Annotated in this window: 20 protein-coding genes and 1 pseudogene; 15 read left to right on the forward strand and 6 right to left on the reverse strand. The window is 63.9% G+C overall.

Annotated elements, in window-relative coordinates; translation table 11 throughout:
• The first annotated feature begins 107 nt into the window (after positions 1-107).
• Positions 108-353 carry a hypothetical protein gene (locus tag ACR65N_RS16800; protein ID WP_440457941.1) on the forward strand — a complete coding sequence of 82 codons (246 nt, stop codon included), beginning with the start codon at positions 108-110 and terminating at the stop codon, positions 351-353.
• A 9-nt stretch (positions 354-362) separates the two neighbouring features.
• On the opposite strand, the pseudogene ACR65N_RS16805 reads toward ACR65N_RS16800, so the two are convergent.
• Positions 363-2,224: pseudogene (locus ACR65N_RS16805) on the reverse strand (hypothetical protein).
• A gap of 130 nt (positions 2,225-2,354) precedes the next feature.
• On the opposite strand from ACR65N_RS16805, the gene ACR65N_RS16810 reads away from it, so the two are divergent.
• Both ACR65N_RS16810 and ACR65N_RS16815 read left to right on the forward strand, forming a co-directional pair.
• On the forward strand, positions 2,355-3,371 hold the full coding sequence (locus tag ACR65N_RS16810; RefSeq protein WP_440457942.1) for a glycosyltransferase: 1,017 nt from the start codon (positions 2,355-2,357) through the stop codon (positions 3,369-3,371).
• The gene (locus ACR65N_RS16815; protein WP_440457943.1) at positions 3,368-3,772 is read left to right on the forward strand and encodes a GtrA family protein; all 405 of its coding nucleotides are present in this window, start codon (positions 3,368-3,370) and stop codon (positions 3,770-3,772) included. The genes ACR65N_RS16810 and ACR65N_RS16815 overlap by 4 nt, the downstream gene beginning before the upstream one ends.
• A gap of 18 nt (positions 3,773-3,790) precedes the next feature.
• Here the strand turns inward: ACR65N_RS16815 and ACR65N_RS16820 are convergent, their stop codons facing one another.
• Positions 3,791-4,777 carry a Gfo/Idh/MocA family protein gene (locus ACR65N_RS16820; protein WP_440457944.1) on the reverse strand — a complete coding sequence of 329 codons (987 nt, stop codon included), beginning with the start codon at positions 4,775-4,777 and terminating at the stop codon, positions 3,791-3,793.
• Positions 4,778-5,013: 236 nt separating this feature from the next.
• Here ACR65N_RS16820 and ACR65N_RS16825 point away from each other — a divergent pair, with 236 nt between their 5' ends.
• The 3 genes from ACR65N_RS16825 to ACR65N_RS16835 are packed head-to-tail and all read left to right on the forward strand — an operon-like array spanning position 5,014 to position 6,694.
• Positions 5,014-5,964, forward strand: coding sequence for an aldo/keto reductase (locus ACR65N_RS16825; protein ID WP_440457945.1), 951 nt, complete (start codon positions 5,014-5,016; stop codon positions 5,962-5,964).
• Positions 5,964-6,413: a GNAT family N-acetyltransferase gene (locus tag ACR65N_RS16830; protein ID WP_440457946.1), complete on the forward strand. Its 450-nt coding sequence runs from the start codon at positions 5,964-5,966 to the stop codon at positions 6,411-6,413. The genes ACR65N_RS16825 and ACR65N_RS16830 overlap by 1 nt, the downstream gene beginning before the upstream one ends.
• 56 nt (positions 6,414-6,469) lie before the next feature.
• Positions 6,470-6,694: a DUF3072 domain-containing protein gene (locus ACR65N_RS16835; RefSeq protein WP_430306218.1), complete on the forward strand. Its 225-nt coding sequence runs from the start codon at positions 6,470-6,472 to the stop codon at positions 6,692-6,694.
• 320 nt (positions 6,695-7,014) lie between these two features.
• Here the strand turns inward: ACR65N_RS16835 and ACR65N_RS16840 are convergent, their stop codons facing one another.
• Genes ACR65N_RS16840 through ACR65N_RS16850 form a run of 3 tightly spaced genes read right to left on the reverse strand, consistent with a single transcriptional unit; the run spans position 7,015 to position 9,200 of the window.
• Entirely contained in the window at positions 7,015-8,268 is a 1,254-nt protein-coding gene (locus ACR65N_RS16840) for an aminopeptidase (RefSeq protein ID WP_440457947.1), read from the reverse strand.
• A gap of 47 nt (positions 8,269-8,315) precedes the next feature.
• Positions 8,316-8,795 (reverse strand): Cys-tRNA(Pro) deacylase, encoded by a 480-nt coding sequence (gene ybaK / locus ACR65N_RS16845; protein ID WP_440457948.1) that lies wholly within the window; start codon positions 8,793-8,795, stop codon positions 8,316-8,318.
• Between the two features lie 51 nt (positions 8,796-8,846).
• Positions 8,847-9,200 carry an ArsC family reductase gene (locus ACR65N_RS16850; protein WP_440457949.1) on the reverse strand — a complete coding sequence of 118 codons (354 nt, stop codon included), beginning with the start codon at positions 9,198-9,200 and terminating at the stop codon, positions 8,847-8,849.
• A gap of 168 nt (positions 9,201-9,368) precedes the next feature.
• Between ACR65N_RS16850 and ACR65N_RS16855 the strand changes: the two genes are divergently transcribed.
• Together ACR65N_RS16855 and ACR65N_RS16860 are read left to right on the forward strand one after the other, a co-directional pair.
• Entirely contained in the window at positions 9,369-9,533 is a 165-nt protein-coding gene (locus ACR65N_RS16855) for a hypothetical protein (RefSeq protein ID WP_430306213.1), read from the forward strand.
• A 156-nt stretch (positions 9,534-9,689) separates the two neighbouring features.
• Complete coding sequence (locus ACR65N_RS16860; protein ID WP_440457950.1) at positions 9,690-11,120, forward strand: methyl-accepting chemotaxis protein; 1,431 nt, start codon at positions 9,690-9,692, stop codon at positions 11,118-11,120.
• A gap of 7 nt (positions 11,121-11,127) precedes the next feature.
• Here ACR65N_RS16860 and ACR65N_RS16865 read toward each other — a convergent pair whose 3' ends face one another.
• A complete protein-coding gene (locus ACR65N_RS16865; protein WP_430306211.1) occupies positions 11,128-12,180 on the reverse strand; it encodes a LacI family transcriptional regulator in 1,053 nt (350 codons plus the stop codon).
• A gap of 414 nt (positions 12,181-12,594) precedes the next feature.
• On the opposite strand from ACR65N_RS16865, the gene ACR65N_RS16870 reads away from it, so the two are divergent.
• The 7 genes from ACR65N_RS16870 to ACR65N_RS16900 all read left to right on the forward strand — a co-directional run bounded on the left by ACR65N_RS16870 (position 12,595) and on the right by ACR65N_RS16900 (position 21,324).
• A complete protein-coding gene (locus ACR65N_RS16870) occupies positions 12,595-13,830 on the forward strand; it encodes an ABC transporter substrate-binding protein (protein ID WP_440457951.1) in 1,236 nt (411 codons plus the stop codon).
• 158 nt (positions 13,831-13,988) lie between these two features.
• Positions 13,989-14,891, forward strand: a complete 903-nt coding sequence (locus ACR65N_RS16875; protein ID WP_430306209.1) for a carbohydrate ABC transporter permease — start codon at positions 13,989-13,991, stop codon at positions 14,889-14,891.
• Positions 14,884-15,837 carry a carbohydrate ABC transporter permease gene (locus ACR65N_RS16880; protein ID WP_440457952.1) on the forward strand — a complete coding sequence of 318 codons (954 nt, stop codon included), beginning with the start codon at positions 14,884-14,886 and terminating at the stop codon, positions 15,835-15,837. Before ACR65N_RS16875 ends, ACR65N_RS16880 begins: the two co-directional genes overlap by 8 nt.
• A 4-nt stretch (positions 15,838-15,841) precedes the next feature.
• Complete coding sequence (locus ACR65N_RS16885; protein ID WP_430306207.1) at positions 15,842-16,930, forward strand: ABC transporter ATP-binding protein; 1,089 nt, start codon at positions 15,842-15,844, stop codon at positions 16,928-16,930.
• Positions 16,930-19,362, forward strand: coding sequence for a beta-mannosidase (locus ACR65N_RS16890; RefSeq protein WP_440457953.1), 2,433 nt, complete (start codon positions 16,930-16,932; stop codon positions 19,360-19,362). The genes ACR65N_RS16885 and ACR65N_RS16890 overlap by 1 nt, the downstream gene beginning before the upstream one ends.
• A 43-nt stretch (positions 19,363-19,405) precedes the next feature.
• The gene (locus ACR65N_RS16895) at positions 19,406-20,167 is read left to right on the forward strand and encodes a sugar phosphate isomerase/epimerase family protein (protein ID WP_440457954.1); all 762 of its coding nucleotides are present in this window, start codon (positions 19,406-19,408) and stop codon (positions 20,165-20,167) included.
• Between the two features lie 23 nt (positions 20,168-20,190).
• Positions 20,191-21,324, forward strand: a complete 1,134-nt coding sequence (locus tag ACR65N_RS16900; protein ID WP_440457955.1) for a Gfo/Idh/MocA family protein — start codon at positions 20,191-20,193, stop codon at positions 21,322-21,324.
• Positions 21,325-21,355 lie beyond the last annotated feature (31 nt).

Consider the following 21,355-nt stretch of genomic DNA (forward strand, 5'->3'; position numbering starts at 1 on the left):
GCCTTAAACCTGTCGGTCATCTTTTCAGCGTCGGCATCGGCGTACACGTGGTCTGTTAGGAGGAGAGGGCTAAGGAGGAAGCACCGCTCACCTCCAGGGATGCAGCCATGCTGTTTCTGACCGCCGTCACGCTTGGGCTCGCCGCAGCCTCGCTTCGCTCCGTAGGCGCCTTCGTCGCCGTCGCGTTCCTCATTCCGGCAAGCTTCGCGGCTGCCGCGGTCGTCACGGCCGGCAACGTCTCGTTCGCCGATCTCGGACTTGCCCTTCTCGGCGTCAATGCTGGCGCGATGACGGCGGTACTAGCAGCCTTCGCGGTCGCCGCGATCCAGCAGCCCCGCCCCTTGCCGCGCTGATCGTTATCCTCAGCCGCCTCGCACCGCAAACAGTCTAAACCCATCCGGATCGGTAACCGGCAGCGGCTGCAGGTAGGGTGGGATCATGCCGCGCGACAGCTGCGCATAATGCCCGTCCGGCTTCATCCGGATGAGCTCGCGTGTCTGCGGATCGCCGGCGCAGAAGGCGAGAACCGTGACGCCGGCGCCCTTGAGGAACGCTTCCGCCTCACCCGGTTGTGCAAGCCCGATATGCAGTTCGGTCAGCATCCCCGCCTGGTTACGGTGGTAGGGCGCGCTCAGCACCCGATGCGGCGTGTAGCGCAGGATGGACGCGCCGCTTTCCGAGGGTGCAGCGACGACGCCGGCCGGCAGGGCGGCGAGTGCCCGCATGTCGGCGAGACTGGTGCAGGCTTGCGCCTGTGTCAGTGGCGATCCCGCCCGCGTCAATGCCGGGATCGTCAGCGCGTCGCTCAGCCCCTTGGTGGCGACGGCGCCGGCAAACACCCAGACCACCGGCACGGCGCACAGCACCGTCACGATATAGGCAAGCCCGGCATTCATGTTCTCAGGCTCCGCATGTGACTGGCGGCGCAGGTCGTCGATGACGAGAGCCAGCGGCAGGATAGACAGCGCGTTGGCGAGATAGGCGCCGCGCACCTGCACCAGCGAGATCGCCCAGGCGACAGTGATCAACGACAGGAGAACCAGGTGGATCTCGGCGCGGTTGCCGTCCAGAATGCGGAAGATGCAGATGGCGATGGCGAACAGGCCGACTGCATAAAAGCCGCCAACGGTATCGGGCATGTGGCGGATCTGAGACAACACAGACTGGGCTTCGGTCACGCGGGACAGCCATAGATCGGCAAGCATAGGATCGAGATTGCCGAGCGGACTTCCCAGACAGGCGGGCGCGATGAGGGCGGCTGAGGAGAGTACGGTGATGCCGAGTGCGGCAAGCGCCAGCCAGCGGATTGTGCGGTTGCCGGTGCGACAAGCCGGGCGGCGAGGAACAGGCCCGCGCCGCCGATCGCCGTCGGTGCGTAAAAGCCGAGCGAAAGGTTGTCGCAGGTGACCAGGGCATAGTGTGCCGGCGGAACCGTCGCGAGGAAGAAGACCGAAACGGCCACCGACAGCGACAGGCCGAACGCCCGCGCCGCGCTGCCGAAGGCCTCGCCATGCCAGGCCCACTGCACGGCAACGCAGGCGCAGACGACCGCCACCAGCGGTACGGTCTCGGCACCGATGGCAATCGCCAGGGCGGCAGCGATGCCGGCCAGGGCGTGGCTTTGCTGGCCGCGCCGACGATCGATCAGCATGGCGGCGATGAACATCATCACCACCTGCTGGACATTGTGGTGGTCGATCGCACCGGGATAGAAGCGGATCGATGTGAAGACGAACAGCGAGGCAAGGCCGAAGGCGATATGCATGGTCGAGACGCCGCCGAGGCGACGCCCGCCAAGTCCTGCCGCGGCGATGAACAGCACGCCGAGAAACAGCGGCCACACAGTCAGCGCCAGCGCCTCGGCCTGTTCAGGCGAGGCCGCAAAGAGCGAAAACAGGCGGATCAGCAGGCCTATCGGCAGATCAACGAGCCGCGACCAGTGCATCAGCGTGCCCCCCTCGAGCCCGAGCCGATATTGCATCGTGTCGAACCAGCCCTGGCCGGAAAGCCAGTCGCGGATTTCCACGAGACGCGTCACGTCGTCATTGTCCGGCCCGACATAGTCGGGGGCGTTCGGCAGATGCAGCGCCAGAAGCGTTGCCAGCACGACGGCTGCGTAGGCGAACAGCGACGGCAGGAAGCGTGCCCAGACGGTCTTCGAATGCCGGCGCCCGTCGCCGACGGACCCACGCGCGGTCATCAATGTCGTCAAGGCTTTGGTCATGGGCGGTGTCCTCGTGGCCGGGCGCGGCAGCCATGCCCGTGACGCGGAAACCTAGCTTTAACCTTCTCAAGAAATAGTAAAGCGGCGGGCGAGGATAGCGGCTCGCGTTCCCGTGTACCGAGTGGAAATCATGGACAGCGCCGCACAGGCCGAGCTTTCGGCGCCCAGACCTTCGATCGCCGTCCTTCTGCCCTGTTACAACGAGGCGGCGACGATCACCTCCGTCGTGCGCGGGTACAGAAAGCTGCTGCCGGACGCGGCAATCTACGTCTACGACAACAATTCCACCGACGGTACGGCGCTTGCCGCGATGCTGGCAGGTGCACAGGTTCGGCGCGAGCGGCGCCAGGGCAAGGGCCATGTAGTGCGCCGGATGTTCGCCGACATCGACGCCGACATCTACCTGATGGCCGATGGCGACGGCACCTATGCGCCGGCTGACGGCGAGGAGTTGATCCGCATCCTGATGAGCGAGCGGGTCGACATGGTCGTCGGTACCCGCCGCGGCGTTCAGGCCGATGCCGGACGGCAGGGCCACGCCGCCGGCAACCGGCTGTTCAACCTTCTCTACCGGCAGATGTTCGGTACGGACTTCACCGACATCTTCTCCGGCTATCGGGCCTTCACCCGTCGCTATGTTAAGAGTTTTCCGGCGGTTTCCGGCGGCTTCGAGATCGAGACCGAGATGTCCGTGCATGCGTCGCGGCTGAAACTGCCTGTCGCCGAACTGGAGCTCGATTACGGCCGTCGTCCGGAGGGCTCGTTCTCCAAGCTCTCGACCCTCCGCGACGGCGGGCGGATCCTGTCGATGTTCGCCATGCTGATGAAGGAAACCCGTCCCTTCGCCTTCTTCGGCATCGTCGCCGGCCTGCTGTTTGCCGCTGCCGGCCTGCTGTCGGTGCCGGTGCTGATCGAGTATTTCGAGACCGGCCTCGTGCCGCGCATGCCGACCTGGATGCTGGCGCTGGCGCTCACCTGCCTGTCCTTCGTGGCGCTGACAGCCGGCATCGTTCTCGATTCCGTCGCGCGCGGCCGGAACGAGATGCTGCGGCTGAACTATCTCAACCAGCCGCACCGGCTGGAGCGGATCCCGGAGCGCTTGAAGACCGCACCATCGGGCGATGAGCAGGAGCACCGCGCCGCGTGAGACGGATCATCTCCTTTCTCGTCGCAGGCGGCTTCGGCTTCATCATCGATGCGGGCCTCACGCACCTGCTGATCGTCGATGCGGGCGCCAGTCCGTTCGCCGCCCGCATACCGGCGATCCTGGCGGCGATGAGCTTCACCTGGATCTACAACCGCACCTTCACCTTCGGCCGCTCACCGCATTCGCTGGCCAAGGAGGGCCTGCGTTACTGGACGGTGGGCGTCACCTCGGCGCTTCTCAACTACGGGATCTATTCGCTGCTGATCCACCGGTTTCCGCTGCTGCAGCCGCTGGCGGCGGTCATCCTGTCGTCGCTCGCCGCCACCGTCTATTCGTTCTTCGGCTATTCCCGCTTCGTCTTCCGCCACCGCCGGCTGGAGCCGGCGGAGGAGAAGAGCTGACGCAGGCCGGCGGCAGGCTCAGACGGTCTCCCAGCCGTCCTTGTCGCTGGCGCGGTAGATGGCATCGATGAAGCGCTGGTTGGCGAGCGAGCTTTCGAGCGTCACCACTTCCGCCTCATCGCCTTTGGCAGCGCGGGCGAAGGCTTCCGCCTGGCGCTTGTACTGGCGGCTGTCCGGGAACCGGAAGATCTCCGAGCGTCCGTGCTTCTGGTCCGTCAGTTCCACCTCTTCGGCACCGTAGCGATCGGCGTTGAACGGCGACTTCACCTCGATGAAGCCGTCCGGTCCGTGGAAGGTCATCAATTGGCGAGCCGCCAGCTGGGTTGCTATGTAGAAGGTCATCTCGAAGTCGCCGAAATCGGCCTTGACGCTCGAATAGATGTCCGTGCCGAACTGCGGATCGCGCGTCGTGGTAGCCTGCACCCTCAGCGGCTCCCGGCCCGTGGTGAAGCGCGTCGCCATCGTCGGATAGACGCCGATGTCCGGCAGTCCGCCGCCGCCAAGCTCCGGAATGTTGCGCATGTTGTCCGGGTCGCGGTTGAAGTAGGTGAACGATCCCTGCACGTGGCGAAGCGGGCCGATGGCGCCTGCGGCCAGCAGTTCGCGCACCTTCAGCCACACCGGGGCGTAGGTGATCATGAAGGCTTCGCAGATCAGCACGCCATGCCGGTCGCGCGCCTCGATCAACTGCTCGACCTCTTCGGCCTTCAGCGAGATCGGCTTTTCGCAAAGCACGTGCTTGCCGGCGGCCGCCGCCTTGATCGTCCATTCGACGTGCTGGCTGGTCGGCAGGGGAATGTATACGGCATCGATCACGTCGGAGGCCAGCATCTCCTCGTAGGAGCCGAAGGCATGCGGCACCGAGAACCGGTCCGCCATCTCGCGGGCACGCGACAGGTCGCGGCTGGCCACCGCCGTCACGACGCAATTTTCTGCGTCCTGGATGGCGGGAACCACGGCCTGGCCGCCAATCTTGGCGGTGGAGAGAATGCCGAAACGCAACATGAAGTCCTCCCAGAGTGATTGCGGCTGCACCTTAGGCAGGAGGTCCGGCGGTTTCAATCGCCGAGTTGGCTTGGCTGTGAAGGCAAGGGATGGTCATGCCTCTCCGCGCAAGGACCTGATCGATGCATCAACGCAATTGAACGGTGCGTGGGTTTCCGGATGGCTAGGCTTGGCCCATATGCCAATGACTGTCCCCGAGGGACGAACATCCACGCGCCATCCAGGAGGAATTTGAGATGCAATCGCGTCCGCTCGGCCGCTCCGGCCTCACCACCGCGCCCGTCGTTTTCGGCGGCAACGTCTTCGGCTGGACCGCCGACGAAAACACCTCCTTCGACCTGCTCGACCGGTTCTTCGAAGCCGGCTTCAACACGATCGACACGGCCGACGTCTATTCCGCCTGGGTCGACGGCCACCAGGGCGGCGAGAGCGAATTGGTCATCGGCAAATGGCTGAAGCGCGGCACGGTGGCGCGCGACAAGGCGGTCATCGTCACCAAGGTCGGCTTCGACAACCGCGGCAACAAGACAGGCCTGTCCGGTCGCTGGATCGCGGAAGCCGTCGAGGCGTCGCTGAAGCGTCTCGGCACCGACTACATCGACCTCTATCTGGCGCATAAGCCCGACGCCGATACGCCGATCGAGGAAACCCTTGAAGCCTTCGGCCGGCTGAAGGATCAGGGCAAGGTGCGCGCCATCGGCTGCTCCAACTACGAGGCCGATCAGTTGCGCGAAGCGCTCGACGCATCGGCGAAGAACGGCCTGCCGCGCTTTGACGTGCTGCAGCCGGAATACAATCTCTACACCCGCGAAAGGTTCGAGGGGCCGCTGGCCGAACTCTGCGCCGCCGAAGACATCGGCGTCATCAGCTACTACGCGCTGGCCGCCGGCTTTCTCACCGGCAAGTACCGCCGCAAGGAGGATACCGAGGGCTCTGCACGCGCCTACCGGGTCGGAGATTACCTGAACGAAAAGGGCTATCGGATCCTCGCAGCGCTCGATGAGATTGCCGTCGAGACCAACGCCTCGCCGGCAACGATTGCCATCGCCTGGGTTGCCGCCCGCCCAGGCATCACCGCGCCCATCGCCTCTGCCACCAGCCTGCGCCAGCTGGATGCGATGATCGCTGCCGGCTCGCTGGAACTGTCCGACGACCAGATGCAGCGGCTGAACGAGGCCGGCGCCTGATGGCGGCGGACATCCTGGTCCGCGATGCCGAACCGCGTGATGAAGCCGCCTGGAGGAAACTCTGGGCGGACTATCTGGCCTTCTACCAGGTCGAGGTTTCTGACGAGATCACCGCATCCACCTGGAGCAAAGTGCTCGACCCGGATTCGGCGATCTTCATGCGGGTAGCGGAGGCGGACGGCCGGCTGATCGGCTTTGCGCTCTGCCTGACCCATGAAGGCACCTGGATCCTCGGCAGGGACTGCTACCTCGAAGACCTGTTCGTCGAGGCCGCGGCGAGGGGCAGGGGCGCGGGCAGGGCTCTGATCGACGATCTCGTGGCGCTGTCGAAACGCAATGGCTGGTCGCGCCTCTACTGGCATACGGCGGAAGGCAACGCGACCGCGCGCCGGCTCTATGATCGCTACGTCCCCTCTGACGGCCATCTTCGCTACAGGATCAACTTCTGAAGACGGAACGACAGGCCGGTGAAGCGGGTTGTCCTGTCGAAACAGAGGAAGCAACGATGGCCGACATGCACAACCCGAAGACCAATCCGGAGCCGAATTCCAACACGGAAAAGGATCCCGAGGACTGGGTCACAGGCGACGAGCCAATGACCGGCGCCCAGGGCTCCTATCTCAAGACGCTGTCCGAACAGGCGCACGAGCCTGAGGCGTTCGCCGACGATCTCAGCAAGGCCGAAGCGTCCAAGCGGATCGATGCGCTGAAGACCAAGCTCAAGCTCTGACGCCGGATCTGACGGCGTTTCGCGCCTGCCGGACAAGGCAGGGGCGGTGCGCCGCTAGCGCCTCGCAACCGGGCGCCCCGCCCGTCTACATCGACTTGAGGAGGTAAGCGGCGGTGCCGCCGACGACGGAGAATGCCGCGACGAAGAGGACCGCGCGCAGGGTGCCGCTGATCATGTTCGCCTCGTAGATAAAGTCGAAGAGGCTGCGCTTGCGGTTGGCCGTGGGTCATCCTTTTCTGCATGCTTGCGAGGAGGTCGTGGCGATCGCCTGCCACGGCCTCTGCGTTACGTCGTTGAATGGCTGTTTGGTGAGCCGAGCCTCAGGCCCACTCACCCTTGCGCATCACCGGCACGGTCGAGCCGTCGGCACGCACTCCGTCGACGTCGATCTTGTCGGAGCCGATCATCCAGTCGATGTGGACGAGCGAGGCATTGCCGCCCTGCGCCTTGATCTGCTCCGGCGTCAGCGACGCGCCGTCGAGGAAGCACTTCGAATAGCACTGGCCGAGCGCGATATGGCAGGAGGCATTCTCGTCGAACAGCGTGTTGTAGAACAGCACGCCCGACGCCGAGATCGGCGAGGAATGCGGCACCAGCGCCACTTCGCCGAGCCGTCGTGCGCCCTCGTCGGTTTCGAGCACCTTGTTCAGCACCTCCTCGCCCCGCGCAGCCTTCGCCTCGACGATCCGGCCCGCCTCGAAGCGCACCTGGATGTCGTCAATCAGCGTGCCCTGGTGGGAAAGCGGCTTGGTGGAGGAGACCGTTCCTTCCACCTTCAGCGCGTGCGGCGTGGTGAACACTTCCTCGGTCGGAATGTTGGGATTGCAGATCACGCCGTTCTTCGCCATCGAGGCGCCACCGTGCCATTCGTGGCCGTCGGCCATTCCGACCGTGAGGTCGGTGCCGGGGCCGGTGAAGCGCAGGGCGTCGAAGCGTTCCGAGTTCAGCCAGCTGGAGCGCGTCTTGAGGTTGGCGTTGTGCTCCGCCCAGGCGACGATCGGGTCCGGCGTGTTGATACGCGAGGCGGCGAAGATGGCCTCGGCAAGCTTTTCAACGGCCTCGTCCTCCGGCAGATCGGGAAACACCTGCCGCGCCCAGGCCGGGTGCGGATAGGAGCAGATGTTCCAGTTGATGTCGAAGTTGGCGATCTTGTCGAGCGCCGGCTTGTAGGCCATCGAATTGGCCTTGTTGGCGCGCGAGACTTTCTGAGGGTCCTGATTGGCCAGCATCATCGGGTTATCGCCGGCGATCGCCAGCCGTGCAGCCCCCTGCTCGAACGCCTTGGCCATTCCCTCGTACAGCCAGCCGGACGCCTTGTCGAAGCTTGCATCAGGCGCATGGGCATAGCGGGCAAGGGTGGTCTCTTCGTCCGAGTAGAAGGTCGTGACGATCCCGGCCCCTGCCAGATAGGCGTGTCGGGTGATCGACCGGACGAGCGGCAGCGCGGCGATGGGCGCCGTGATCACCAGATCCTGATCCTTCTGCAATCGCAGGCCAACCTTGACGGCCACTTCCCCAAGCTTGTCGAGTTTCACCGGGTCGACGGATGTCTTGATCTGGGAATGGATGCTCATCGCTATGCCTGCCTGTTGAAGAGTATGGCAGAGACATAGTCCCTCGATCAGCGGTCGGCAACGACCGCAGCGACAATCGCCGACGTCAGCCTGGACGCGTCCCTGGGCGAGACCTGTACCTGAAGGCCGCGCTGGCCGCCGTTGATGTAGACCAGCGGCTCCGTCATCGCCGTCTGTTCGAACACCGTCGGCACGGCCTTCTTTTGGCCGAAGGGGCTGATGCCGCCGACCACGTAGCCGGTCATCTTCTCCGCCGTTGCCGGCTTCATCATCACCGCCGCCTTGCCGCCGAAGGCCGCGGCCAGTTTCTTCATCGATACTTCGCGATCGGAGGGAACGACGACGCAGACCGGCTTGCCGTCGACCTCCGCCATCAGCGTCTTCAACACCAGTGACGGATGGGCGCCGATCGCCTCGGCTGCCTGAAGCCCGATGCGCTCGGCATTCGGATCGTAATCGTAGACAAGCACGGTGAACGGGATGCCGGCTTTGCTTAGCGCCTGGGTGGCGCGCGTCGTTCGGGACATGGATGCCGCCTGCTGGCTCGGTGGTTCTGAAGGCTGCCGAAAAATGCGGGTTCAGCGGCTGGAGAACAGATCTGCGTAGACCTCCGGCTTGAAGCCGACGACCGTGACGCCGTCCTCCGTCTCCAGCACCGGGCGCTTGATCAGCGACGGCTGCGCCTGCATCAGGCGGATCGCCTTGCCGCGGTCGAGGTCGGCACGCTCCGCCTCGTCGAGTTTGCGGAATGTCGTGCCGGCGCGGTTAAGGATGGTCTCCCACCCCTTTGCATCGGTCCAGGCCTCCAGATGCGGACGGTCGATCCCGTCCGACTTGTAGTCGTGGAAGCGGTAGGCGATGCCGTTGTCGTCGAGCCACGTGCGCGCCTTCTTCATCGTGTCGCAGTTCTTTATTCCGTAGATCGTAACCACGTGCCTCTCCTGGCCGCTGCAAGAATCGCCGGCCAGCTTGCCGGAAAATGGCGACTGGCGAAAGTCTGGACACGCGGCATGCGGGTGCCGCATGGCTCCCATCCAAGCTTGTCCGTTGTCGAGAGGGCTGCACGCGTCCATATTCGGGACATCAAAAAGGAGATGAACATGTCGACGAATAACAACAGGGTGCGCGGTGGCTTTCTGGGTCGTGCCATCGCTGTTTTCGGTGCTGCCGCCGCTGCTTCCGCAGCCGTAGAAGGTGGCCGTAAGCCCATGGCGCGTGATCTCGTGACGCTGGGCATCGATCCGAAGGCTTTCGACACCATCTGATTGGAGCCTCTGGCTCCCGATCCCCGACCCGCCATCTTGCGGGTCGGTTGCCGGACATAAGGTCCGGACGTGGCGGTTGCATAGAACCGCACATGCATCCCTAAATCAAAAATTAACCATGTCCGTGCACGATCCTCCAAGGTGGGAGACACGATCGTGAACGCATTGGCGACGACTGCGCATGGCATCGACGGCGAGCTTGGCGGTTCAGCGCTGCACCAGGCCGTTGGTCGCCTTGCCGAGGAAGCCTCGGCACTCGGGCTTCACCTCGTCGATATCGCCGGCGCCATTCAGGACACTGCGGCGCAGTCGTCGGAGCAGGCGGCCTTGCTCACCCGCATCACCGTTTCCGCTCAGACGATCGCTGACGGCAATGCCCGGATCGCCGCGGCGCTTGGCGAGACCGACAAACTTGCGACATCCGCCCGCCGCGTGCTCGGCGAGCAGGCGCAGCAGATGCACGGCTCCATTACTGCGATCGATCATATGGTCACCGCCTCGCACGAGATCGGCGCCGAAATCCGTTCCTTCTCGACTGCGCTTGCGGCAGTCGGTCAGCTTGCCGACGATATCGGAACCATCGCCCGGCAGACCAACCTGCTGGCGCTGAACGCCGCTATCGAGGCGGCGCGGGCCGGCGAGGCGGGCAAGGGGTTTGCGGTCGTAGCGGCCGAAGTCCGTGGCCTGTCGCTGCAGACCTCGCAGACCACCTCCTCAATCCAGCAGACACTGGTTCAGCTTGGCCAACGGATCGAACGACTGATCTCCGCCGGCGAAGGCTCGCGAACATCGGCAGAAGGCGTGAAGCAGACGGCGATGCAGGTCCAGGGCTCGTTTCGCGAGGTCGAGACGGTCATGTCGCGCATTCTTGACGGCGCCTCGGCTCTGGCCAGCACCACCGACAGCGTCGAGCGGACTTGCAGCGAATTCGCCGCCAGCATCGCCGTCACTGCCAGCGGCATTCTGGGGTCTAACGAGAAGCTGCAGGAAACGTCGAAACGGGTCGCCGAGGTGGTGACGATTTCCGAGCGGATGATCCAGGCCACGGCAAGCGCTGGGGTGGAAACGCCGGATACACCTTACATCCACCAGGTGCAGGGTGCCGCGTCCACCGTGTCCCGGCTCTTCGAGCGGGCGGTAGAGACCGGCCGCATCGACCTCGGTGGCCTGTTCGACCGCCAGTATAGGCTGATCGCCGGGACCGACCCTGTCCAGTATCTCACGCGTTTCACCGAATTCACCGACGCGGTCCTGTTCGACCTCCAGCAGCAACTGGCGGAGAGCGACGAGCGGATCGCCTTCTGCGCAGCGGTTGATGACAACGGCTATCTTCCCACGCACAACAGGAAGTTCGCGCAGCCGCAGCGGCGCGATGATCCCACCTGGAATACCGCCAACTGCCGCAACCGCCGGATCTTCAACGATCGCGTCGGGCTGGCGGCCGGTCGCAGCGTCGCACCTTTCCTGCTGCAGACCTACCGTCGCGACATGGGCGGCGGACAGTTCGTGCTGATGAAGGATATTTCGGCGCCGATCGCCGTCAACGGCCGCCACTGGGGTGGGCTGAGGCTGGCGATCCGTGCCTGATTAAGGATCAGCTGCGGTCGCGCGGCATCTTGGACCAGACCGGCAGGCTGACGCTTTGCAGCAATTCGGGTGCCACTCCGTCGATGCGCGCGATGACCGCCTTGGCGAGCTCTCGTCCAGCCTGCCTGACATCCTCGTTGGCCGTGTGGATTTCCGGGCGGATCCAGTTGAGGAATTCCGCCGACTGCTTCGACACAAGATCGAGTTCGTTGCCGAGCCGCTTGCCGGCGGCCTCGAGCCCGGCCACCAGCGCAATCGTCGAACTGCCGCTGATCGAGATGATGCCGTCCGGCGGATCTGCCGAGCGCATCAGCGCCTCCGTATGGCTGCGGATGGTATCGAGCGGCGCCTCGCTGGTAAGCCGTCCCATGGCGACTTCCGTCGCGCCGAACGCCGCCAGCCCGCGCTCGAAACCGATGCGCGTGTGCAGATAGTAGGACAGCCGCGCCGGCGGAGCGAGCAGCGCAATCCGGCGCCGGCCCTTGGCAGCCAGCTGCTCGACCGCCTGATAAGCGTAGGTCTCGTTGTCGAAATCATGAAACGGATGGCCAATGCCCATGTCGGTCCGGCCATGGGTGGCAAAGGGAAAATTGCGCTCCGTCATCAGCGCCACGCGCGCATCGTCCGGCGAGGTGCGCGAAATGATCATGCCGTCGGCCGATCCGGTGTCGAGGATGTAGCGGATCGGCACCATCGGATCCTTCTGATGCGCATGCGGAGTGAGCACCAGGTGATACTGTGTGCCGGCCAGCACTTCGGAAATGCCGAACATCATCTGGCTGGTGAATCCCATCAGCTCTTCCTCGATGCTCAGCACCAGGGCGATGACATTGGTCTTGCCGGTGCGCAGGCGAACACCCGCCCGGTTGGGCTGGTAGCCGAGCTGCGCCGCGACCAGGCGGACCCGCTCCTTGGTGTCGGAGCCGATATCGGGCGCATCCTTCAGCGCCCGCGAAACGGTGGTGATGCCAAGCCCGGTCATGTAGGCGATCGTCTTCAGGGTCGGGCGTGCGCTGCTGCCCTGAGGCCGCAGCGGCTTGGAGATATTGCTGTCGTCCATGCTTTCCCATCCGACTCGAGGCATCGGACTATAATCGTCTTCAAGGCCCCTGGATACGGATGCTCCTCCCACGTTGCATCTCTTCCCGTTGCTGAAACTGTAACGTTGCAGTAGAATTGTCGAGAGGTTTTTGCAGTCAAACTGAGTAAGATTCCGCCGCAGGTTGTACAACGCAGACGCACAAATCATTTTGCAGATGCGAACCCACCGTCTGCCGGAAGGTGCCGGGAAAACAGAAGATAACCCGGTTTTCTAGGATTTTCGCCGTCAGGCATCATCTCTCTTGCCGAACTGTCCGAGACAACCAGGAAGAGAAAATAAGCTCAGAAACTAAAAATCGTCCACAACCTGTTGCCATGGCGGATGTCTTGGCATAGCTTTTTTACGGAAACGTTTCAGTGAGGGAGGAGACTCATGAATATGCGTTCTTTGAAAGCCATGCTCGTGGCCGGCGTCATGCTGCCGGCAGCTCATGCGGGTGCGACGGATCTCGAGGTCACCCACTGGTGGACCTCGGGCGGAGAGGCGGCAGCGGTGAAGGAGCTGGCAACGGCGTTCGACGCGACCGGCAACAAGTGGGTGGATGGTGCGATCGCCGGTTCCGGCAGCACGGCCCGACCGATCATGATCAGCCGCATCACCGGCGGCGACCCGATGGGTGCCACCCAGTTCAACCACGGCCGCCAGGCTCAGGAACTCGTTGAGTCCGGGCTGATGCGAGACCTTTCCGATGTCGCCGAGGCCGGCAAATGGCTGGACGTCATCAAGCCCGCCAGCCTGCTGAAGAGCTGCACGCTCGACGGCAAGATCTACTGCGTGCCGGTGAACATCCATTCCTGGCAGTGGCTGTGGCTGTCGAACGCCGCTTTCAAGAAGGCCGGCGTCGAGGTGCCGAAGAACTGGAACGAATTCGTCGCTGCGGCGCCGAAGCTGAAGGAGGCCGGTATCCAGCCGCTGGCGCTTGGCGGTCAGTCCTGGCAGGCGAACGGCCTGTTCGACACGCTTCTTCTGTCGATCGGCGGCAAGGATCTCTACGAAAAGATCTACCAGGAGAAGGACGCCGAAGCTGCGGCCGGTCCGGACATGGCGAAGATCTTCGCCGCTGCCGCCCAGGCGCGGCAGATGGCGGCCGGCAGCAATGTTCAGGACTGGAACCAGGCGACCAACCTGGTGCTGACCGGCAAGGCCGGCGGCCAGGTCATGGGCGACTGGGCGCAGGGCGAGTTCCAGATGGCGGGCCAGGTGGCCGGCACCGATTACAGCTGCCTGCCGGGTCTCGGTCTCAGCCAGTACATCACCACGGGCGGTGATGCCTTCTACTTCCCGCTGCTTGAGGATGAGGAGAAGTCCAAGGCCCAGGAAGTCCTGGCCCAGACGATCCTCGATCCGAAGACGCAGGTCGCCTTCAATCTGAAAAAGGGGTCGCTGCCGGTGCGCGGCGACGTCGATCTGGCATCCGCCAACGAATGCATGAAGAAGGGGCTTGATATCGTCGCCAAGGGCAATGCCCTGACGAGCACCGACCAGCTGCTTTCCGCCGATACCCAGAAGCAGAAGGAGGACCTGATGACGGAATTCTTCGCCAATGCTTCGACGACACCGGAAGCGGCGCAGAAGCGGTTTGCCGACATCATCGGCAGCGCCAACTGATCGGTCGCCGGCTGCATCCCGGATGCAGCCGGCAGCCTTGCCGCCCTGACGCGGCCAATCGACGACTGAGCGGCCGGCCCCGGCCGCGATGACGACCAGCCTCGCCTCGCCGAGCGCCAAGTCGAAAAACCCTGGCATAACCGAGGAGGATCTGTCCCATGGCGCCTCAAGCCGCCGCCGGCCGCCCGAACCAGCTCTTTCGCAACCTGAATTCGAAAATCGCCTGCCTGCCGATGATCCTCGTCGCCCTGGTGGTGTTCCTCGGCGGCACGGTCTGGACGATCGTCTATTCCTTCACCCGATCGGGTCTGCTGCCGCGGCTGTCGTTCGTCGGTCTAGACCAGTACGAGCGGCTGTGGGCAGCGCCCCGCTGGATCATCTCGATCCAGAACCTGGCGATCTACGGCATCCTGTCGCTGATCTTCAGCCTGCTGATCGGCTTTCTGCTCGCCGCGCTGATGGACCAGAAAATCCGCTTCGAAAACACCTTCCGGACGATCTTTCTCTATCCCTTCGCCCTGTCGTTCATCGTCACCGGACTTGTCTGGCAGTGGATCCTCAATCCGGAATTCGGCATCCAGTCGATTGTCCGCAGCCTCGGCTGGACGTCGTTCCAGTTCGATCCGCTCTACGACGCCGACATCGTCATCTACGGCATCCTGATCGCCGGCCTGTGGCAGGGCACGGGGCTCGTCATGTGCCTGATGCTGGCCGGTTTGCGCGGCATCGACGAGGATATCTGGAAGGCGGCCCGCGTCGACGGCATTCCCATGTGGCGGACCTACATCTTCATCGTCATTCCGATGATGCGGCCTGTGTTCATCACCACGCTGGTGCTGATCGCCAGCGGCATCGTCAAGGTCTACGACCTGGTGGTGGCGCAGACCAGCGGCGGCCCCGGCATCGCTTCGGAAGTGCCGGCAAAATACGTCTACGACTACATGTTCCAGGCGCAGAACCTCGGGCAGGGCTTTGCCGCCTCGACCATGATGCTGATCACCGTCGCCATCATCGTCGTCCCCTGGGCCTATCTCGAATTCGGAGGAAAGAAGCGTGGCTAACATCAGCGCCCTCAATTCCACCGCCGCCGGCTTCGATGCCGTGTCAGACAAGGTCGGCTCCGGGCCAAACGGCCCCTACGGCCGCCGGCCGCGCAAGATGTTGTCGAGGCGCAATATCGTTCTCTACGGGCTGCTGACCGTCGCCGCCCTCTACTACCTGCTGCCGCTCTACGTGATGGTCATCACCTCTATGAAGGGCATGCCGGAAATCCGGCTCGGCAACATCTTCTCGCCGCCGGTGGAAATCACCTTCGAACCCTGGGCCAAGGCCTGGGCCAGCGCCTGCACCGGCCTCAACTGCGACGGCCTGTCGCGCGGCTTCTGGAACTCGGTGCGCATCCTGCTGCCGTCGGTGGTCGTCTCCATCGCCGTCGCTTCGGTCAGCGGCTATGCGCTGGCCAACTGGCGCTTCCGCGGATCGGATGTGTTCTTCTCGATCCTCATCGTCGGCGCCTTCATTCCCTATCAGGTGATGATCTACCCGATCGTCATCCTGCTGCGCGAACTCGGCATCTACGGCACGCTGACGGGGCTGGTGATCGTCCACACCATCTTCGGCATGCCGATCCTGACGCTGCTGTTCCGCAACTATTTCACCTCGCTGCCGGAAGAACTGTTCAAGGCGGCTCGCATCGATGGTGCTGGCTTCTGGCAGATCTACTTCCGCATCATGCTGCCGATGGCGCTGCCGATCTTCGTCGTCGCGATGATCCTGCAGGTGACGGGCATCTGGAACGACTTTCTGTTCGGCGTCGTGTTCACGCGGCCCGACACCTATCCGATGACCGTGCAGCTCAACAACATCGTCAATTCCGTCCAGGGTGTGAAGGAATACAACGTCAACATGGCCGCCACGCTTCTGACCGGGGCCGTGCCGCTGATCGTCTACTTCATCTCCGGCAGACTATTCGTCCGCGGCATTGCCGCCGGCGCAGTGAAGGGTTGAGCCCATGGCCAATAGCGTTTCCATCCGTGATCTTTCCCTGTCCTTCGGCGCGGTGAAGGTTCTGAGTGACCTAAACCTCGACATCCGGGATGGCGAGTTCATCGTTCTCCTCGGATCCTCCGGATGCGGAAAATCCACTCTCCTCAACTGCATCGCCGGCCTGCTGGAGCCGACTGAGGGGCAGATCTTCATCAAGGACCGCAACGTCACCTGGGAGGAACCGAAGGACCGCGGCATCGGCATGGTGTTCCAGTCCTATGCGCTCTATCCGCAGATGACGGTGGAGAAGAACCTCTCCTTCGGTCTGCGGGTCGCCAAGATGCCGAAGCCGGAGATCGACAAGCGGGTTGCCCGCGCCGCCGAGATCCTGCAGATCGGCCCGCTCCTGAAGCGCAAGCCGGCGGAGCTTTCGGGCGGTCAACGGCAACGCGTGGCGATCGGTCGGGCCCTGGTGCGCGACGTCGACGTGTTCCTGTTCGATGAACCGCTGTCCAACCTCGACGCCAAGCTGCGCTCCGAACTGCGCGTCGAGATCAAGCGGCTGCACCAGTCGCTGAAGAATACGATGGTCTACGTTACCCACGATCAGATCGAGGCGCTGACACTGGCCGACCGCATCGCCATCATGAAGAGCGGCGTCATCCAGCAGCTCGACGATCCGATCGTCATCTACAACAAGCCGCGCAACCTGTTCGTCGCCGGTTTCATCGGCTCGCCGTCGATGAACTTCCTGCATGGCGAGATCGGCGAGGAGAACGGCCGGCCGGTCTTCCTCACCCATGGCGTCAGCTTCTCGCTTGCCGGTTACGAGGCCTCCGAAGCGTTGACGCCGGGCCGCCGGGTGGTGCTCGGCGCGCGTCCCGAGCATATCGCCATTGATGGCGACGTGGCCGGGGGCGAGGTCCATCACGCCGTCGTCGATATCGAGGAACCGATGGGCGCCGACAACCTGCTCTGGCTGAAGCATGCCGGCCACCTGATGTCGGTCCGGATCGGCGGCGCGCGCCGCTATGCGCCCGGCAGCCAGGTGCGCATGGCCTTCGACATGAGCATGGCATCGCTGTTCGACGCCGAGACGGAAGAGCGTATCTGATGACCACCGTCGATCTTGCCGGCACGTGGCGCCTGTCCTCGCTGGACGAGGAAACCACGGCACTGATGCCCATCCCGGGCGACGTGCACACGGCCCTGAAGAACGCCGGGGTGATCCCTGATCCGTATGTCGGCCGCAACGAGCTGGACCTGCGCTGGGTGGCGGAGCAGGACTGGCAGATCGAACAGGACTTCCAGCTTCCCGAGATCGATGGCGACTGGTACCTGGATGTCGACGGGCTCGACACGGTGGCGAGCATCGAGATCAATAGAGTTACGGTTCTCGAAGCTGATAACTGCTTTCGCCGTTACCGGCCGGATGTGACGGAGGCGCTCACAGCCGGTGACAACCGCATCCGCATCCTGTTCCGCTCGAGCGTCCGGGAAAGCGCCGAGCGTCAGCTGCGGCAGCCCTTCTACATTCCCTATTCGATCGCCAACTGCCCGATCCCCAACGGCAACATGCTGCGCAAGCCGCAGTCGCATTTCGGCTGGGACTGGAATATCGCGCTCGCACCGCTTGGTCTCTACGGCGCGATCGCGCTGAAGAAGCAGGAGATCGGCCGCATCGAGCATGTCACGACCCGCCAGCAGCACCAGGACGGTGCCGCGGACGTGACGGTGACGGTGGCGCTGCAGGCGCAGGCGCAAGGCATCCTGCCGCTGGTGCTGGCGCTTGGCGAGGAGCGGGTGCGCCTCGACATCGGCGTCAAGGCCGGCGAGACGATCGTCAGCCACGTCTTCCACATCGAGGCCCCGCGCCTTTGGTGGCCGGCGGGATGCGGCGAGCAGGCACTTTACGAACTGCGCGTCGAGACCCCGTCTGAGATCGTGACACGGCAGATCGGCCTTAGGACGGTGGAGCTGCTGACCGATGACGACGAGGCCGGCAGCCGCTTTGCGCTGCGCATCAACGGCCGCGAGATCTTCTGCCGCGGCGCCAACTGGATCCCCGCCGATGCGCTGTTCTCGCTGACCAGCGAGGAGAAGACCCGCAACCTCCTGCAATCGGCGGCCGACGCCAACATGAACATGATCCGTGTCTGGGGCGGCGGCTTCTACGAGGCGGACTGGTTCTATGACCTGTGCGACCGGCTGGGCCTGATGGTCTGGCAGGATTTCCAGTTCGCCTGCAACCTCTACCCGTCGACGCCGGACTTCCTCGAGAATGTTGTGGCGGAAGTCGGCTACCAGGTGCAGCGGCTGATCTCGCACCCGTCGATCGTGCTGTGGTGCGGCGACAACGAACTGGTCGGCGCCCTCAACTGGTTCAAGGAGTCGCTGGAAAACCGCGACCGATACCTGGTCTCCTACGACCGGCTGAACCGGGCCATCGAGCAGGCTCTGCTGAAGGCAGCGCCTGACGCCATCTGGTGGCCTTCGAGCCCTGCGTCCGGCTACCTCGACTACGGTGACGCCTGGCACGCCGACGGCTCCGGCGACATGCATTACTGGTCGGTCTGGCACGAGAACAAGCCGTTCGAGGACTACCGCAATGTCCGCCCGCGCTTCTGCTCGGAGTTCGGCTTCCAGTCCTACACCTCGCTGCCGGTGATCCGCAGCTATGCTGCCGAGAGCGACATGAACATCGCCTCGCCGGTGATGGAGCTGCACCAGAAGAACGTCGGCGGCAACGAGCGCATCGCCGCCACCATGTTCCGCTACTTCCGCTTCCCGGAAGGCTTTGCCAATTTCGTCTACCTCAGCCAGGTGCAGCAGGCGATCGCCATCCGTACCGCTGTCGACTATTGGCGCTCGCTGAAGCCGCACTGCATGGGCACGCTGTACTGGCAGCTCAACGACACCTGGCCGGTCGCCTCCTGGTCCAGCCTCGATTACGGCGGCAGCTGGAAAGTGCTGCACTACGTCGTCCGCCGATTCTTCCAGCCGGTGGCGGTCGCGGCCATCCCCTCCGCGGACGGTACAGAGATCCGCTTATCTCTGGTGAACGATACGCTGGACGACGTGACAGTGACGCTCACCCTGTCGCTGCTGACGCTTGCCGGTGAGCGACGAAACCTCCGATCTCTCGATGCGGTCATTTCGCCCGACGCCGCAGTGACGGTGACCACCGTAGAGGCCAACGAGATCCCGGCGGATTGCCTGCTCGCCTGGAGCTTTACCGCAAACAACGGCATGGGCGGCGAGGGGCATCATGTGGCCGGCACCTACAAGGCACTCGACCTGCTGCCGGCGGGCCTGGCCGCCAACGTCACGCCGGCACCGACCGGCGGCTTCGATATCCTCGTTCAGGCCGATGGCCTGGCGCTGTTCGTGATGATCGAGAGCGATACGCCCGGCCGCTATTCCGACAACGCCTTCGATCTGGCCGCCGGCGAAAGCCGCCGCATCACCTTCACCCCCTCATCGCCCATTGATGGCGACCCATCGTTCCGCATCTACGACCTGCAGTCCTGTTCTGCCGCAGGGTGATTTCAATCAAAGACGAGTGGGCCTCGCGGCCCGGGAGGAAGACATGACGACACTCGGTTTCCAGCTCTACAGCGCCCGCAATTTTCCGCCGCTGTCCGATACGCTGAAGAAGCTTTCGCAAGCCGGCTACACGGAAGTCGAGGGCTATGGCGGCATCTACGGCAGCCTGGACGAGCCGGCGCTGCAGGCGCTGCGCAGCGACCTCGATGCCAACGGCCTGACCATGCCGACCGGTCACTTCGGCCTCGATCTCCTGGAAAACCAGCCGGCGCAGGCGATGACGATCGCCAGGACGCTCGGCATCGAAGCGATCTACTGCCCGCATCTGGCGCCCGACCAGCGTCCCACGGACGCGAGCGGCTGGTGCGCCTTCGGCCAGCGGCTAGGCGAGGTCGGCAAGCGCTATCAGGATGCCGGCTACGTGTTCGGCTGGCACAACCATGATTTCGAGTTCAAGACGCTTGCCGACGGCTCGACGCCGCAGGAGCAGATCTTTGCCGGCGGACCCGATCTTGCCTGGGAGGCCGATATTGCCTGGGTCATTCGCGGCGGCGCCGATCCGATGGCCTGGATCGAGAGCTACGGCAAGCGCATCAAGGCCGTGCACGTCAAGGACATCGCTCCGGCGGGCGAGAATGTCGATGAGGATGGCTGGGCGGATGTCGGTCATGGAACGGTCGACTGGAAGGCTCTGATGGCAGCCCTCCGGCAGACGCCGGCCAAGCACTTCGTTCTCGAACACGACAATCCGAAGGACATCGACCGGCTGATCGCACGGTCGGCCGCAGCCTTCGATACCTATTGAACCTCGAACATCCGGAGCCCCAAATGGCCAAGGAACTGGGCGTCGGCATCATCGGATGCGGCAATATCTCCACCACCTACCTGTCGCTGGCACCGCTCTTCAACGGCTTGAAGATGCTCGCTTGCGCCGATCTCAATCGCAACGCCGCCGAACTGCGCGCCGAGGAATATGGCGTCAAGGCGCAGTCGATCGACGAACTTCTGGCAAACGACGAACTCGACGTGATCGTCAATCTGACCATTCCGGCATCGCATTTCTCCGTCTCCAAGGCGATCCTCGAGGCCGGCAAGCATGTCTATTCGGAAAAGCCGCTGGTTCTTTCGCTGGAAGAGGGCGAGGAACTGCGGGCGCTCGCCAAGGCCAAGGGGCTGGCGGTCGGCTGCGCGCCGGACACATTCCTCGGCGGCTCGCACCAGTTGGCCCGCAAGTATATCGATGAGGGCGGCATCGGCCGCATCACCTCCGGCACCTGCCATGTCATGAGCCCCGGCATGGAGATGTGGCACCCGAACCCCGGCTTCTTCTTCCTGGCCGGCGGCGGCCCGATCCTCGATCTCGGCCCCTATTACATCGCCAACCTCATCAACCTCATCGGTCCGGTGAGGCGCGTCGGGGCTCTGACCTCGATGGCCAACCCGACCCGCACCGTGACCAGCCAGCCGCTGGCCGGCCAGTCGATACCGGTCGAGACGCCCACGAACATCCATGCGCTGCTGGAATTCGTCAGCGGAGCGACGATCACCTTGTCGGCAAGCTGGGATGTCTGGTCGCACCGGCATGCCAACATGGAGCTTTACGGTACCGAAGGATCAATCTACGTGCCGGACCCGAACTTCTTCGGCGGCAAGGTAGAGGCATCCGGGCGCAGCATGGACATCGAGCCGCTGGCGCCTTGGGATCATCCGTTCGGCAAGGAAAACCAGGAAAGCCCGCGCGGCCCGCGCGCCAATTACCGCACGGCCGGCCTTGCCGACATGGCGATCGCATTGATCGAGGGGCGTGATCCACGCTGCTCGCTGGAGCGCTCGCTGCACGGTATCGACGTGATGACGGGGATACTGAAATCCGGCGAGGAAGGGCGGTTCGTCGACATGACGACCACCTGCACACAGCCGGCGGCACTCGGTATCGATGAGGCGCTGGCGCTGCTGCGCTGAGACCGTCCGCCGGCCGCGCATCTGCCGTGGC

Source organism: Rhizobium sp. SAFR-030 (assembly GCF_059415005.1).